We start from the raw sequence: 14,057 nt of genomic DNA, 5'->3' as shown, positions 1-14,057 counted from the left end.
CCGCGCCCCGCCCCGCCCGCCGCGCCTGATGCGCCCGCCGCGCCCGGCCCCGGCCTCCCGTCTCGTTGGCGACCGGCCACGACACCCCGCTCAGTTCTGCCGAATGGTCGCAACACGTCGGATGGATCACCGCCGAGCGACAGATCTCCGCCAGTCGGCGTGCCACGGGCGGGGTGTTGTGACCAGTCGGGCGGCAGGCGGGCGAGGGGGCGGCAGGGGGCGAGGGGGCGGAGGGGGGCAAGGGCGGCAGTGGGGCAGGGGCGGCAGGGGGGTAGGGGGCGGCAGGGGCGTGCCGGGGCGTCGGGGAAGGGCGGCGAGAGCGCGCACGGCATGACGGGATTGCGAGAGTGAGCGCTCACGTGCCAGGATGTGAGCGCTCACGAACGGACGACGAGGTCTCGGGAGGGAACCATGAGCGACGACCGCAGACACCAGGTCCAGGACGGGCGCACCACGCTCGGGATCGAGTTCGGATCGACCCGCATCAAGGCGTGCCTGATCGACGAGGACCTCGTCCCCATCGCCAGCGGCGACCACGAGTGGGAGAACGCCTTCGTCGACGGCCGCTGGACCTACTCCCTCGACGACGTCGAGACCGGACTCCGCGCCGCCTACGCCGCCCTGGTCTCCGACGTCGAGGAACGGTTCGGCGTCCGGCCCACCACCTTCCGTGCCCTCGGGGTGTCCGCGATGATGCACGGCTACCTGGCGTTCGACGCGTCCGGGGAGCTCCTCGTGCCGTTCCGCACGTGGCGCAACACCTCGACCGGCCCGGCGGCCGCCGCGCTCAGCGAAGCACTGTCGTTCACCATCCCGCTCCGCTGGTCGGTCGCGCACCTGTACCAGGCGGTCCTCGACGAGGAGCCCCACGTCGCCGAGGTCGCCGGCATCACCACCCTCTCCGGGTACGTCCACCGCCGGCTGACCGGACGGAACGTGCTCGGCGTCGGTGACGCGTCCGGAATGTTCCCGATAGACACTGCCCCCATCGACCCGGCGACCAGGGACTACGACGCCGCCATGCTCCGCACCGCTGACGGACTCATCGGCCGGGACGTCCGGGCGCTCCTCCCCGAGGTCCTCGTCGCCGGGCAGGACGCCGGCAGGCTCACCCCCGAGGGCGCCGCGTGGCTCGACCCGACCGGCACGCTCGAGCCCGGCGTCCCGCTCTGCCCGCCGGAGGGCGACGCCGGCACCGGCATGGTCGCGACGAACGCCGTCGCACCCCGGACCGGCAACGTCAGCGTCGGCACGAGCATCTTCTCGATGGTCGTCCTCGAGCACGCGATGACGACCCCGCACGAGGAGATCGACGTCGTCACGACCCCCGCGGGTGACGCCGTCGCGATGGTGCACTGCAACAACGGTGCGAGCGAGATCGCCGCGTGGGCCAGGGTGTTCGGCCGGTTCGCCGAGGCCGCGGGCAGCCCGCTCGACATCGACCACGTCTACGCGACGCTGCTCGCCGAGGCCGAGGGGGCGGACCCGGACGCCGGCGGGCTGCTGTCCTACAACTACCTGGCGGGTGAACCCGTCACACACGTCGAGGACGGTCGTCCGCTCCTGGTCCGTGGTGCCGGCAGTGCGTTCACGCTCGGCAACCTCGTCCGCGCCGAGGTGCAGGGCGCCTTCGCCACCCTCGCGATCGGCATGGACGTGCTCGCGGGCGAGGACGTCCGCGTCGACCGGATGACCGCACACGGCGGCCTCTTCCGGACCCCTGGCGCCCCACAGCGACTGCTCGCCGCCGCACTCCGCGTGCCGATCGCGCTCGAGGAGACCGCTGGCGAGGGCGGCGCGTGGGGGATCGCGGTCCTCGCGGCGTACCTGGAGCACGCCTCGGACGCCGACCTGACCGAGTACCTGCAGGAGCGGGTCTTCGCCGGGGACGCCGTGCACGTGGCGGACCCCGACGAGCGGGACGTCGATGGCTTCCGTGCCTACCTCGGGCGTTTCCGGTCCGGGCTGCTCCTGCAGGCCGCGGCCGTCGCAGCCACCACCCGCGACGACGACGCGACCACAGACGAACTCGAGACGACGGCCGGAACCGAGCCGAGCCTCCAGGCAGAGGAAGTGACCCGATGACGGAAGCAAGCGTCCACGACAGCGCCGTCCAGGAGGCCGTGGCCGCGACGCGTGCGCGCGTCGCCTCCCTGCACGGCGAGTTGGTCCGATACGGACTCGTGATCTGGACCGGCGGCAACGTCTCCGAACGCGTGCCGGGCACCGACCTCTTCGTGATCAAGCCGAGCGGGGTGTCGAGCGACGACCTGACGCCCGAGAACCAGGTCGTCTGCACCCTCGACGGCGTGCCGGCGGACGGCTGGGGCAACGCGCACGGGCCGAGCTCGGACACCGCGGCCCACGCGTTCGTGTACCGGAACATGCCGGAGGTCGGCGGCGTCGTGCACACCCACTCCACCTACGCGACCGCATGGGCGGCGAGGGCAGAACCCATCCCCTGCGTCATCACCGCGATGGCGGACGAGTTCGGCGGACCGATCCCGGTCGGCCCGTTCGCGATCATCGGCGACGACTCCATCGGACGCGGCATCGTCGACACGCTCAGCGGTCACCGGAGCCGTGCGGTCCTCATGCAGAACCACGGCGTGTTCACGATCGGCCGCGACGCGAAGGACGCCGTCAAGGCAGCCGTCATGTGCGAGGACGTCGCCCGGACCGTGCACATCGCGAAGCAGGGCGGCGAGGTCGTGCCGATCGCCCCGGACGACATCGATCGACTCTTCGACCGATACCAGAACGTCTACGGACAGAACCCAGAAGGAGCACTGCGATGACGCACATCGACCCCACCGAGACCCTGGCGGGCTACGAGGTCTGGTTCCTCACCGGTTCGCAGGGCCTGTACGGCGAGGAGACCCTCCGCCAGGTCGAGGAGCAGAGCCGCGCCGTGCACGCCGAACTGACACCGCACGTGCCGGTGACGCTCGTCTGGAAGCCGGTCCTCAAGGACGCCGACGGCATCCGCCGCGCCCTGATCGAGGCCAGCGCGGATGACCGGGTGATCGGCGTCACCGCCTGGATGCACACCTTCAGCCCCGCGAAGATGTGGATCGGTGGCCTCAACGCGCTGACGAAGCCCCTGCTCCACCTGCACACCCAGGCGAACGTCGCGCTGCCGTGGGCGGACATCGACTTCGACTTCATGAACCTCAACCAGGCGGCGCACGGCGACCGCGAGTTCGGCTACGCCCTGGCGCGGATGGGTGTCCGGCACGCGACCGCGATCGGCCACGTGTCCGACGAGCGCGTGCAGCAGCGCGTGTCCGACTGGTCCCGTGCCGCCGCCGGCGCAGCCGCGATCCGCACGCTGAAGCTCACCCGCTTCGGGGACAACATGCGCTACGTCGCCGTCACCGAGGGCGACAAGACCGAGGCGGAGATCGAGCTCGGCGTGCAGGTCAACACCTGGGCGGTGAACGAGCTGGCCGCAGCCGTGGAGGCCGTCAGCGAGCAGGACGTCGACGCGCTCGTCGCCGTGTACGACGAGCACTACGACGTGGTCGACGAGCTCCGCGACGGTGGCGCGCGCCGCGCCGCGCTGCGGGACGGCGCCGCGATCGAGCTCGGCCTGCGGACGATGCTCGAGCGGAACGACAGCGCCGCGTTCACCACGAACTTCGAGGACCTCGGCACCCTCAAGCAGCTCCCCGGTCTCGCCGTGCAGCGCCTGATGGCCGACGGCTACGGCTTCGGTGCCGAGGGGGACTGGAAGACGGCCGTGCTGGTCCGCGCGATGAACGTCGCGGGTGCGGGGCTGCCGGGCGGCGCCTCCCTGATGGAGGACTACACGTACGACCTCACCCCCGGCGCGGAGAAGATCCTCGGTGCGCACATGCTCGAGGTCTCGCCGACGCTCACGTCGTCGCGTCCGACGCTCGAGATCCACCCGCTCGGCATCGGCGGCAAGGACGACCCGGTGCGTCTGGTCTTCACGGCCGACTCCGGCGAGGCCGTGGTGGTCGCGCTGTCGGACACCCGCGACGGGTTCCGCCTCACCGCGAACGTCGTCGACGTGGTCCCGCCGACCGAGGCGCTGCCGAAGCTCCCCGTCGGCCGTGCCGTCTGGGAGCCCCGTCCCTCGTTCCCCGTCGCCGCCGAGGCCTGGCTCACCGCCGGCGCCGCCCACCACACCGTCATGACGACGGCCGTGGGGCTGCAGGTCGTCGAGGACCTCGCCACGATCCTCGGCACCGAGTTCCTGGTCATCGACGAGCAGACGACCTCCCGCGGGTTCCGCGACGAGGTGCGCGGGCAGCAGACCTGGCACCGTCTCGACCGCGGGTTTTGATGGCTACCATGGGCGACGTGATCGCGACGGAGCGCACCAACTGGGCCGGTAACGTGACCTACCGTGCGGCGTCGTTGGCGCGACCGTCGTCCGTGTCCGAGGTCCGTGCGCTCGTCGCGTCGACGCCGCGCCTGACGGCGCTCGGCTCGACGCACTCCTTCAACGAGATCGCGGACACCGACGCCGTCCAGGTCACGCTCGCCGGCCTGCCGCCGGTGCTGGAGATCGACACCGCCCGACGCGTGGTCCTGGTCGCAGCCGGCATGACGCACGCGCAGGTCGCATCCGGCCTGGAGGCTCGTGGCTGGGCACTCGCGAACCTCGCGTCCCTGCCGCACATCTCCACTGCAGGGGCCGTCGCCACCGGCACGCACGGCTCCGGTGTGCGGAACCCCTCGCTGGCGCAGGCGGTGGTCGGGCTGGACGTGGTCCGTGCGTCCGGCGACGTGGTCCACGTGGCAGGAGACGGGCCAGACGCCGAGCTCGACGCGCACCGGGTCGCGCTCGGGGCACTCGGGATCGTGACCGCCGTCGAGCTCGCGATCGAGCCCACGTTCCAGGTGGCCACGACGGTGCACCTCGACCTGCCGTGGGACGCCGTCGAGTCGCAGTTCGACGCGGTGATGTCGGACGCCTACTCGGTGTCGATGTTCACGTCGTTCGACGATCGTGGCGCGCGACAGGTCTGGACGAAGCACCGTATCGACGAGCCGGCACCGACGATCGACCTCGTCGCACTCGGTGCCAGGCCCGCGACCGGGCCCGTCCACCCCGGGGAGAACGACCCGGCCGGCGTCACCGAGCAGGGCGGCGTCCCCGGCCCGTGGTCCGAGCGGCTGCCGCACTTCCGGTCGTCGTTCACCCCGTCCACCGGGGCCGAGATCCAGGCGGAGTACCTGCTGCCCGCCGCGTCGGCGCTCCCCGCGCTCCGGGCCCTGCGTCCGCTCGCGGCCCTGTTCGCGCCGATCCTGATCGCGGCCGAGGTCAGGACGATCGCACCCGACACCGCGTGGCTCGCACCGTCGTCCGAGCGGCAGTCGGTCGGCGTGCACTTCACGTTCCGCCGAGACGTCGAGGCCGTCGCCGCCGCGGTCGAGCGGATCGAGGACGTCCTCGCCCCGTTCGACCCGCGCCCGCACTGGGGGAAGGTCTCGGCCGCCTCGCCGGAGCGCCTGCACGAGGCGTACCCCCACCTGGCGCGGTTCGCCGCGCTCGCCCGCGAACTCGACCCGGCGGGCCGGTTCCGCAACCCGTTCCTGGAGCGCGTGCTGGCCTGACGGACCCGAGCCGGGCCTCCCGTCCGGTCCCGCGCGGGGCGGACGACGGCAGCAGCGGGCGGACTACGGCAGCAGGGGCGGGCGGTTGCCTCGCGCGATCTCGCGCGCCGCGAGTGTCCGCATCTCGTCGTGCACCAGTTCCAGGAGCCGGTCGGCCGCGACGAGTCCGTCGTGCTGCCGACGGAGCACTGAGAGTGGCGTGGTGGCGTGCTCGTCCGTCACCGGGACGTAGCTGACCCCGTCGAACGCGTGCAGTGTCGACACGTACGGCATGAGCGACACCCCGAGGCCACACGCGATCGAGGAGAGCATCGCGACGTCGTCGAGCGAGTACGTCCGGATCTGCGGTGAGAACCCGGCCCGCACGCAGGCGCTGACGATGGCGTCGTAGCCCGGGATCCCCTCGTCGCGGTGGAACAGCACGAACGGGTCGTCCCGGAGTTCCACGAGGTCGATGCGATCGCGGGTGGCGAGCGGGTGCGTCGAGGGCACGGCGGCGACGAGCGGCTCGTGCGCGACGAACGAGAAGTCGACACCCTCCGGTGCCTCGGAGAGTCGTCCGAACGCGAAGTCCACGCGGTGCTCGAGGACCGCACGGGTCACGTGGGTGTCGAACACGCTCATCAGCGAGACGCGGACGTCGGGCAGGGCTGCGCGGAGTCGCGGCACGACGCGGGGGACCAGTCCGGCGAACGTCGACGAGATCGAGGAGACCTTGAGCGGCACGGTGGCCGTCGGTTCGTCCACGACCGAGGCCTCGACCTGTTCGGCGTGGTCGAGGAGTGCCTTCGCCTGGGCGGCGAGGACGCGTCCCTGTGGGGTGAGCTCCGGCGCGCGCCGCTGCCCGCGCTCGAACAGCGACACCCCGAGTTCCCGCTCGAACCGCGAGACGGACTGGCTGAGCGCTGACTGGCTCATGCCGAGCCGGGCGGCGGCGTCCTTGAAGGAGAGGTCCTCGGCGACCGCCGTGAACGCTCGGAGATCGCGCAGTTCCATGTCCTGATCGTCGCACGGTAGTTCGAAGGACTTGCGATACGACGCCGTAAAGGTCGTGTTACTAAATTATTTCCGAACGTTTTTCGACCGCTTGCGTCGCTTACGGTGATTTTGCCCGCACCACCCACCCTCCCCAGCACAGGAGTCACCATGCGACGCACCCACTCCAAGGCCGCCGCGGTCGCCGTCATCGCGGCCCTCGCCGTCGGGCTCACGGCCTGCTCCACGACCTCCTCCGCCTCGACGTCCACCTCGTCGAAGGACTACGGCACCCTGACCGCCGGCACGCTGAAGATCGGCACGCTGAGCGACGCCAAGCCCTACGCCTACACCGAGAACGGGAAGCTCACGGGCTTCGAGGTCGACATGGCCACCGCGATCGCGAAGCACTTGGACCTCAAGCCGGTGTTCGTGCAGCAGGAGTTCTCGACGCTGCTGCCGGCCGTCGCCGCGGGGTCGCTCGACGTCGCCGCCGCGAGCACGTCGGTCACCCCAGAGCGCAAGAAGTCGGTCGACTTCTCGAACACCTACTTCATCGGGTACATCTCGATCATCACGCCCTCGGGGTCGACGATCACCAAGAAGGCGTCATCGCTCAAGGGCAAGCGCCTCGGGCTGATGCAGGGAACGCTCGAGGACCAGTACGCGCAGGACCACTTCCCCGGCGTCCAGATCGTCCGGTACCCGGACAACAACGCCGCGAAGGCCGCGATGCAGGCCGGCAGCATCGACGCCGTGTTCCTGGACTACCCGATCGGGCAGGACTTCGTCGACAAGGACGACAGCATCCAGATGCCGATCAACATCGAGCTCCCCGAGTACCCCGTGGCGATGAGCATGCACAAGGACAAGCCCGCGCTGAAGAAGGGCATCAACAAGGCTATCAAGGAGATCATCGCCTCGGGCGAGTGGTTGGAGATCGAGAAGAAGTACTACCCGGACGCTCCGGTGCCGGACCAGTTCCAGCCGACCGACAAGTAGGCCGCGACCATGGACCAGCTCCAGACGCTCCTGCAGTCGTTCTTCAACGTCCCGGACATGCTCGTCGTCCTGCCCGACATCCTCGGGTACGGCCTCTGGAACACCCTGCTGCTGGCCGCCGCTGCGACCGTCGTCGGCATCGTCATCGGCCTGGGCCTCGCGGCGCTCGCCGTGTCCCGCAGCCGGACCCTCCGGGTGCTGTCTGGCATCTACACGGACGTGTTCCGCGGCCTGCCGGCGATCCTCACGATCCTGGTGCTCGGGCAGGGGCTCGCGCCGCTGTTCAACCCGATCACCAAGGGCAACCCGTACCCGCTCGGCATCCTCGCCCTCGGCCTGATCGCCGGCGCCTACATCGGGGAGATCTTCCGGTCCGGCATCCAGTCGATCGACAAGGGGCAGCTCGAAGCGGCCAGGGCGCTCGGCATGGGCTATGGCCCCGCCATGCGGCTGATCGTCATCCCGCAGGGCATCAGGCGGGTGCTGCCGGCGCTCGTGAACCAGTTCATCGCGATCGTCAAGGACTCGTCGCTGGTGTACTTCCTCGGCCTGGTGACCTCGCAGCGTGAACTCTTCCGGGTCGGTCAGGACGCCGCCGTGACGTACGCGAACCTCTCGCCACTCGTCACCGCCGGGATCTTCTACCTGCTCATCACGGTGCCGCTCACCCACCTGGTGAACGTCATCGACCGCCGGCTCCGCACCGGCCGCGCCGCGGTCGACGCCGGTGACGCCGGCGGCCCCGGCCAGTCGACGGCCGCACCAGCAACCGCCCCCGCAGGGGCCGTCTCGATCGGACAGGACGGATGACCATGACCACGCCCACCGACGGCACCACCACGCCGGGCGTCGACACCGGGGTGACCGACCTCGTCGGCGACATCCGCGGCGCCGGACTCGAACTCCGGGGGATCACGAAGCGGTTCGGCGCCAACGAGGTGCTGCACGGCGTCGACCTCGCCGTCCGACCAGGACACACCGTCTGCATCATCGGGCCGTCGGGCTCCGGCAAGTCGACGCTGCTGCGCTGTGTCAACCGGCTCGAGGAACCCACCGCCGGCACGATCCTGCTCGACGGCGACGACATGACGACGGGGGACCCGGATCGTCTCCGGAGCCGTGTCGGCATGGTGTTCCAGCACTTCAACCTGTTCCCGCACAAGACCGTCCTCGACAACATCGTGCTGCCGCTCCGGAAGGTGCGCGGACTCGGCGTCGAGGAAGCCAGGGACCGGGCGGTGCGCTCGCTGGCGGACGTGGGACTCGCCCACAAGCGGGACTTCCGCCCGGCGAGCCTGTCCGGCGGGCAGCAGCAGCGCGTCGCGATCGCCAGGGCGCTGGCGATGCGACCCGAGGTGATGCTCTTCGACGAGGCCACGAGCGCCCTCGACCCCGAGCTCGTCAAGGAGGTCCTCGACCTGATGACGGGCCTCGCGAGGGCCGGCATGACGATGCTCGTCGTCACGCACGAGATGGGGTTCGCGCGCCGGGCTGCCGACCACGTCGTCTTCATGGACCAGGGGCGGATCGTCGAACAGGGCGAGGCCGCGACGATGTTCGAACACCCCGAGTCCGAGCGGCTCGCCGGGTTCCTGTCGAAGGTCCTCTGATGCCGGGCGGACCCCGCGTCGCCGTCGTCGGGACGGGCACCATGGGCGCGATGACGCTCTGGCAGCTCGCCAGGCGCGGGGTCGACGCCGTCGGCTTCGACCGCTGGGCACCAGGGCACGCCTTCGGCGCGGCCGGCGGCGAGACCCGGCTCTTCCGCAGCGCCTACGCCGAGGGGCCGGAGTACGTCCCGCTCCTCGCCGAGTCACTCCTCGAGTGGCGCGCGCTCGAAGCGGAGACCGGTCTCGACCTGCTCACCCTCACGCGCGGCCTGATGATCGGCCGGCCCGGGTCCGCATTCATGCGGGGCGTCGTCGCCTCCGTCACCGAGAACGTCCTGCCGCACGAGGTGCTGACCGCCCTGGAGGCTCGTGGCCGGTTCCCCGAGACCGTCATGGACGACGACGAGATCGCCGTCCTCGACGAGCGGTCCGGCGTGATCCGAGCGGAGGTGTCCGTCTCCGCCGCGGCGCGCGCCGCGACCGACCGCGGGGCCGCGGTCAGCGTCGGGGACGCGGTCGTGGCCGTGGAACCGGGCCTCACCGAGGTGACCGTCGTGACGGAGGGCGGGGCGCGCCTCCCGTTCGACCGTGTGGTGGTGGCCGCCGGCGCCTGGTCGAACCGGATCCGCGGCATCGAGCTGCCGCGGCTCGACGTCCAGTCGATCGCCGTGCACTGGTACCCGGTCCGCCACCCCGACCGGTTCGCGGCCGAGCGGTTCCCGTTCGTGTGCCGTGACGCCGGCGTCGACTTCTGCATCTGGCCGACCACCGACGGGGCGACCGTCAAGGTCGGGCTCGCGGCGGGGCTCGACCACCTCGGGAACGCCGACGACCTCGACCAACGCATGCCGGACGAGCTGGTCCCCGTCGTCGACGAGTACGTCCGTCGCTACGTGCCCGACGCCGTCCCCGCAGCGGTCCGGCATGCCGTGCAGGTCGACGCGTGGACCGCCGACCACGACTTCATCGTGGACACCGCCGGTGACGACCGCATCGTCGTGCTGGCCGGGTTCTCCGGGCACGGCTTCAAGATGTCGCCGGTGATCGGCCGCGCCGCCGCCGACCTCGCGCTCACCGGGGAGACCGCGCTGCCGGTCGGCCGGTTCCGCGCAGACCGCTTCGCACGGAACCCGACGCTCCGATGAGCCGGTTCGATGCGGAGGTCGGCGTCGTCGGCGTCGGCACCATGGGGGCGCAGACGATGTGGCAACTGGCCAGGCGCGGCGTCTCCGCGATCGGGTTCGAGCAGTTCGCGCCCGGACACGACCGGTCCGGTGCCGGTGGCGAGTCCCGGCTGTTCCGGACCGCGTACCTCGAGGGCAGTCACTACGTGCCGCTCCTGCGCCGGTCCCGCGCCGAGTGGGAGCGACTCGGTGCCGACACCGGCGTGCGACTGCTGCACATGACCGGCGGGCTGATGATCGGGACGGACGGCTCCACGTTCCTGGAGTCGGTCGGCCGCTCGATCGCCGAGCACGGCATCGACCACGAGTTCCTCGACACGGACGCCCTCCGGAGCCGGTACCCGCAGCACGCGGTCCGTGCCGGGGACGTCGCGTACCTCGACCACGAGTCGGGGTACCTGCGTCCGGAGGTCGCCGTCGCGCTCGCCGCGTCCGAGGCCGAGCGACTCGGCGGCGTCGTCCACCGACGGGCCCGCGTGACGGAGATCCGGATGACCGACGCCGCGGTCGAGGTGCACACCGACGAACGGGTGTTCCGCTTCCCGCGTCTCGTCGTCTCGGCCGGCGTCTGGACGTCGCAGCTCCTGCCGGGGATCACGCCGCTGCACGAGGTCATCCGCATCGTGATGACCTGGTTCCCGACGGCGACGCCCGAGCGGTTCACCGAGGACGTGTTCCCGATCTTCGTCCGCCAGTCCGACGGCTTCGACATCTCCGGCTGGCCGTCCATCGACGGTGCCACCGTGAAGATCGGCCTGAACAACGGGTGGGACCGGGTCGCGGATCCCGACCTCCTCGACCGCACACCCCCCGATGCGCTGTTCGACGAGGTCCGGGACGCGGTCCGCGCCCTCGTCCCCGGCGTCGTCCCCGAGGTGGTCCGTGCCGGCGTGTACATGGACGGCTACACCGCGGACCACGACGCGTTCGTCGGACCGCTCGGGTGGGACGACCGCGTGACCGTCCTCGGCGGGTTCTCCGGGCACGGCTTCAAGCTCGCCCCCGCGATGGGCATCGTCGCCGCCGACCTCGCGACGGCGGGGGCCACCGACCTGCCCGCCGCCTTCCTCGACCCCTCCCGCTTCTCCGTCAACGTCACCGCGGCCGATCGCCTGCGGTTCGGCCGCCGCGTCAGTCGCTGATCCAGCACCCCCTCGAAAGGAACCCCATGGAGACCATCACCACCGACGTCGTCGTCGTCGGACTCGGCGCGTTCGGATCAGCGGCACTGTGGCGTCTCGCCGCACGTGGCGTGGACGTCGTCGGCGTCGACCGGTACGGACTCGGACACCACATGGGCTCCTCGCACGGCGCCACCCGGCTGTTCCGCATCGCCTGCCAGGAGCACCCCGGCCTGACCCCGATCGCGCAGAAGTCCCTCGAGCTCTGGACCGCCCTCGGCGAGACCACCGGCGAGACCTACGTTCGCCAGACCGGCTGTCTGTCGACCGGCTCGCCGTCGTCCCGTCCGGTGTCCGGCGTCACGGCCGCCGCGGCACGCGCCGACCTCGACGTCACGCACCTCGACCACGACGAACTGCTCCGCGACTTCCCGCAGTACGGCGGCACTGCCGAGGACACCGTCGGCGTGCTCGACCCCGGTGCTGGCATCTGCTACCCGGAGAAGAACGTCCGTGCGCAGGGCGAAGCGGCGATCGCGCTCGGTGCCCGGGTGTTCACCGACACCCGCGTCACCGCGGTCGAACTCGTCGACGGCGGGGTGCGGGTCACGACCCCGACCGTCGTGATCGAGGCGGCGCAAGCGGTGGTCGCGGCCGGGGCGTGGAACGGCAAGCTCGTCCCCGGTCTGCCCCTCCGCCCACGTCGCACCCCGCTGTACTGGTTCAAGCCGAAGGACGACGCGTCGGTGTCGTTCTCGCTCGACGCGTTCCCGGCCTTCATCCACGAGCTGCCCGACGGTCGACACCTGTGGGGGCACGGCTCGGACGAGGACTACCTGGTGAAGATCGGGATGGAGGACTCCGGCGCGAACTTCGCCGACACCGACGCCGACACCGTCGACCGGTACATCCACCCCCGCGACGACATCGAGCAGCTGTCGTCGTGGGTCGCCGACGCGTTCCCGGAGCTCGACCCGGTGCCGGTCAAGGCCATCCCGTGCATGGTGACGAACTCGCCGGACGGACAGTTCCTGGTCGGACGGCCGAACGGGGACCAGCGCCTCGTCATCGCGGGCGGCGACCACGGGCACGGCTTCAAGCACGCCGCCGGGGTGGGGGAGCTCCTCGCCCAGATCACCGTGGGGGAGACCCCCTACACGGTGATCGACTTCCTCGACCCGGACCGGTTCGCGAACGGGGCACCGGTCGACGCCGGCACCGTCCACGCCGGCTCCGTCGCCGCGGTCGGAGCGTGACGCGTCCGGTCGCGCTCGTCACGGGTGCGTCGCGGGGCATCGGCCTCGCGATCGCTCGCGACCTGGCGCGCACCCACACCGTCATCGTCGGCGCCCGGTCGGCCGGAGCGCTCGCCGCTCTCGTCGACGAGCTGCCGGACGTCGTCCCGTTCGTCTGCGACGTGGGCGACGCGGACTCGGTGGCCGCCGCGGTCTCCACGCTCGGGGTCGACCGGCTCGACGTCCTCGTGCACTCGGCGGGCATCGCCGACGAACGACGGTTCGACACCTTCACGCGCGACGACTGGCGCCGGTCGTTCGAGGTCAACGTGTTCGGCGTCGCTGACCTGACCGCGCGGCTGCTCCCGGCGCTCCGCGCGGCGCACGGCACCGTCGTGTTCCTCAACTCCGGGTCGGGGATGTTCTCCTACCCGGACGGCGCCGTGTACTCGGGGACGAAGTTCGCGCTCCGCACGATGGCCGACTGCCTCCGGGAGGAGGAACGGTCGCACGGCGTGCGGGTCGTGTCCGTGCACCCCGGCTTCGTCGACACCGAGATGGCGCGGACGATCCGGCGCGAGTCGGGGCGGGAGGGACCCGACGAGTCGTACGTGCAGCCGTCGACGATCGCCGCCGGGGTGCGGGTCGCGGTCGACGCTCCGCACGAGGCGCAGTTCGAGACCATCTCGATCCGTCCGACGCTGCGCGCCTGAGTGGGTACCCGCGAGAGGCGACCGCGCGGACGGGAGGCGAGCCGTGCCTCCCGTCCGGTGGCCGCACTCAGCGTGACCAGCACTGGGGTCTGTGCGCCCACCTGCTGCGGCCGTACGCTGCCGAGCAGGCAACGAGGGGAGCACAGTGACGCTGCCGATCGCCGGGTGGTACCCGGACCCGCAGGACCCGAGTCGGACCAGGTGGTGGGACGGCGCCAGGTGGGGGCAGCTCGCCCCAGCGCCGCAGCTCGCGACGGCCGCTGCGCCCGTCTACGAGGCCCCGCCACGCCCACCCGCACCGTCCGAGTACCGGCAGCAGGCCGCCTGGAACGACGAACCCGTGCTGCGGGGTCGGAAGGCCCGGATCGCGAAGGACCGGGCGACGCGGGCGGCGAACCCCTTCGGGTACGCCGGCCTCGTCCTGGCGCTGATCGCGTTCCTCTTCAACGTGTTCGCGATCCCCGGCATCCTCGGCATCGTCTTCGGCGCGATCGGTCTCGCGCGCGCCGGACAGCTCACGGGATCGCGCATCACGGGCTTCGGCGTCTCGCTGGCAGCGATCATCCTCGGACTCGCCGCCTCCGGAGCGTTCCTGGCTCGGGCGGCGCAACTGCTCGGCTGAGCCGGC

The 14,057-nt window shown here is 71.4% G+C and carries 13 protein-coding genes; 12 read left to right on the top strand and 1 reads right to left on the bottom strand.

Annotated elements, in window-relative coordinates; translation table 11 throughout:
• Window positions 1-411: 411 nt before the first annotated feature.
• Genes AAEP80_RS16955 through AAEP80_RS16940 form a run of 4 tightly spaced genes read left to right on the top strand, consistent with a single transcriptional unit; the run spans window position 412 to window position 5,589 of the window.
• Window positions 412-2,085, top strand: coding sequence for a xylulokinase (locus tag AAEP80_RS16955; protein WP_420365236.1), 1,674 nt, complete (start codon window positions 412-414; stop codon window positions 2,083-2,085).
• Window positions 2,082-2,798 carry an L-ribulose-5-phosphate 4-epimerase gene (locus AAEP80_RS16950; RefSeq protein ID WP_281265370.1) on the top strand — a complete coding sequence of 239 codons (717 nt, stop codon included), beginning with the start codon at window positions 2,082-2,084 and terminating at the stop codon, window positions 2,796-2,798. The genes AAEP80_RS16955 and AAEP80_RS16950 overlap by 4 nt, the downstream gene beginning before the upstream one ends.
• Window positions 2,795-4,312: an L-arabinose isomerase gene (gene araA / locus AAEP80_RS16945; protein ID WP_420365235.1), complete on the top strand. Its 1,518-nt coding sequence runs from the start codon at window positions 2,795-2,797 to the stop codon at window positions 4,310-4,312. The genes AAEP80_RS16950 and araA overlap by 4 nt, the downstream gene beginning before the upstream one ends.
• Before the next feature lie 17 nt (window positions 4,313-4,329).
• Window positions 4,330-5,589 (top strand): D-arabinono-1,4-lactone oxidase, encoded by a 1,260-nt coding sequence (locus tag AAEP80_RS16940; RefSeq protein ID WP_420365234.1) that lies wholly within the window; start codon window positions 4,330-4,332, stop codon window positions 5,587-5,589.
• A gap of 63 nt (window positions 5,590-5,652) precedes the next feature.
• On the opposite strand, the gene AAEP80_RS16935 is transcribed toward AAEP80_RS16940, so the two are convergent.
• Entirely contained in the window at window positions 5,653-6,585 is a 933-nt protein-coding gene (locus AAEP80_RS16935; RefSeq protein WP_420365233.1) for a LysR family transcriptional regulator, read from the bottom strand.
• A gap of 150 nt (window positions 6,586-6,735) precedes the next feature.
• Here AAEP80_RS16935 and AAEP80_RS16930 point away from each other — a divergent pair, with 150 nt between their 5' ends.
• From AAEP80_RS16930 to AAEP80_RS16895, 8 genes are all read left to right on the top strand, one after another.
• A complete protein-coding gene (locus AAEP80_RS16930) occupies window positions 6,736-7,566 on the top strand; it encodes an ABC transporter substrate-binding protein (RefSeq protein WP_420365232.1) in 831 nt (276 codons plus the stop codon).
• Window positions 7,567-7,575: 9 nt separating this feature from the next.
• Complete coding sequence (locus AAEP80_RS16925; protein ID WP_420365231.1) at window positions 7,576-8,376, top strand: amino acid ABC transporter permease; 801 nt, start codon at window positions 7,576-7,578, stop codon at window positions 8,374-8,376.
• On the top strand, window positions 8,373-9,176 hold the full coding sequence (locus AAEP80_RS16920) for an amino acid ABC transporter ATP-binding protein (protein WP_420365230.1): 804 nt from the start codon (window positions 8,373-8,375) through the stop codon (window positions 9,174-9,176). Before AAEP80_RS16925 ends, AAEP80_RS16920 begins: the two co-directional genes overlap by 4 nt.
• Complete coding sequence (gene solA, locus AAEP80_RS16915; protein ID WP_420365229.1) at window positions 9,176-10,321, top strand: N-methyl-L-tryptophan oxidase; 1,146 nt, start codon at window positions 9,176-9,178, stop codon at window positions 10,319-10,321. Before AAEP80_RS16920 ends, solA (AAEP80_RS16915) begins: the two co-directional genes overlap by 1 nt.
• A complete protein-coding gene (gene solA, locus AAEP80_RS16910) occupies window positions 10,318-11,502 on the top strand; it encodes an N-methyl-L-tryptophan oxidase (RefSeq protein ID WP_420365228.1) in 1,185 nt (394 codons plus the stop codon). Before solA (AAEP80_RS16915) ends, solA (AAEP80_RS16910) begins: the two co-directional genes overlap by 4 nt.
• Window positions 11,503-11,528: 26 nt before the next feature.
• Window positions 11,529-12,737, top strand: a complete 1,209-nt coding sequence (gene solA, locus AAEP80_RS16905) for an N-methyl-L-tryptophan oxidase (protein WP_420365227.1) — start codon at window positions 11,529-11,531, stop codon at window positions 12,735-12,737.
• The gene (locus AAEP80_RS16900) at window positions 12,734-13,429 is read left to right on the top strand and encodes an SDR family oxidoreductase (protein ID WP_420365226.1); all 696 of its coding nucleotides are present in this window, start codon (window positions 12,734-12,736) and stop codon (window positions 13,427-13,429) included. Before solA (AAEP80_RS16905) ends, AAEP80_RS16900 begins: the two co-directional genes overlap by 4 nt.
• Window positions 13,430-13,574: 145 nt before the next feature.
• Window positions 13,575-14,051, top strand: a complete 477-nt coding sequence (locus tag AAEP80_RS16895; RefSeq protein ID WP_413601296.1) for a DUF2510 domain-containing protein — start codon at window positions 13,575-13,577, stop codon at window positions 14,049-14,051.
• The last annotated feature ends 6 nt before the right edge of the window (window positions 14,052-14,057 follow it).

Origin of the sequence: Curtobacterium sp. L3-7 (assembly GCF_048756585.1) — a bacterium.
Lineage (GTDB): Bacteria > Actinomycetota > Actinomycetes > Actinomycetales > Microbacteriaceae > Curtobacterium.
This window is presented reverse-complemented; position numbering and strand designations above follow the sequence as displayed.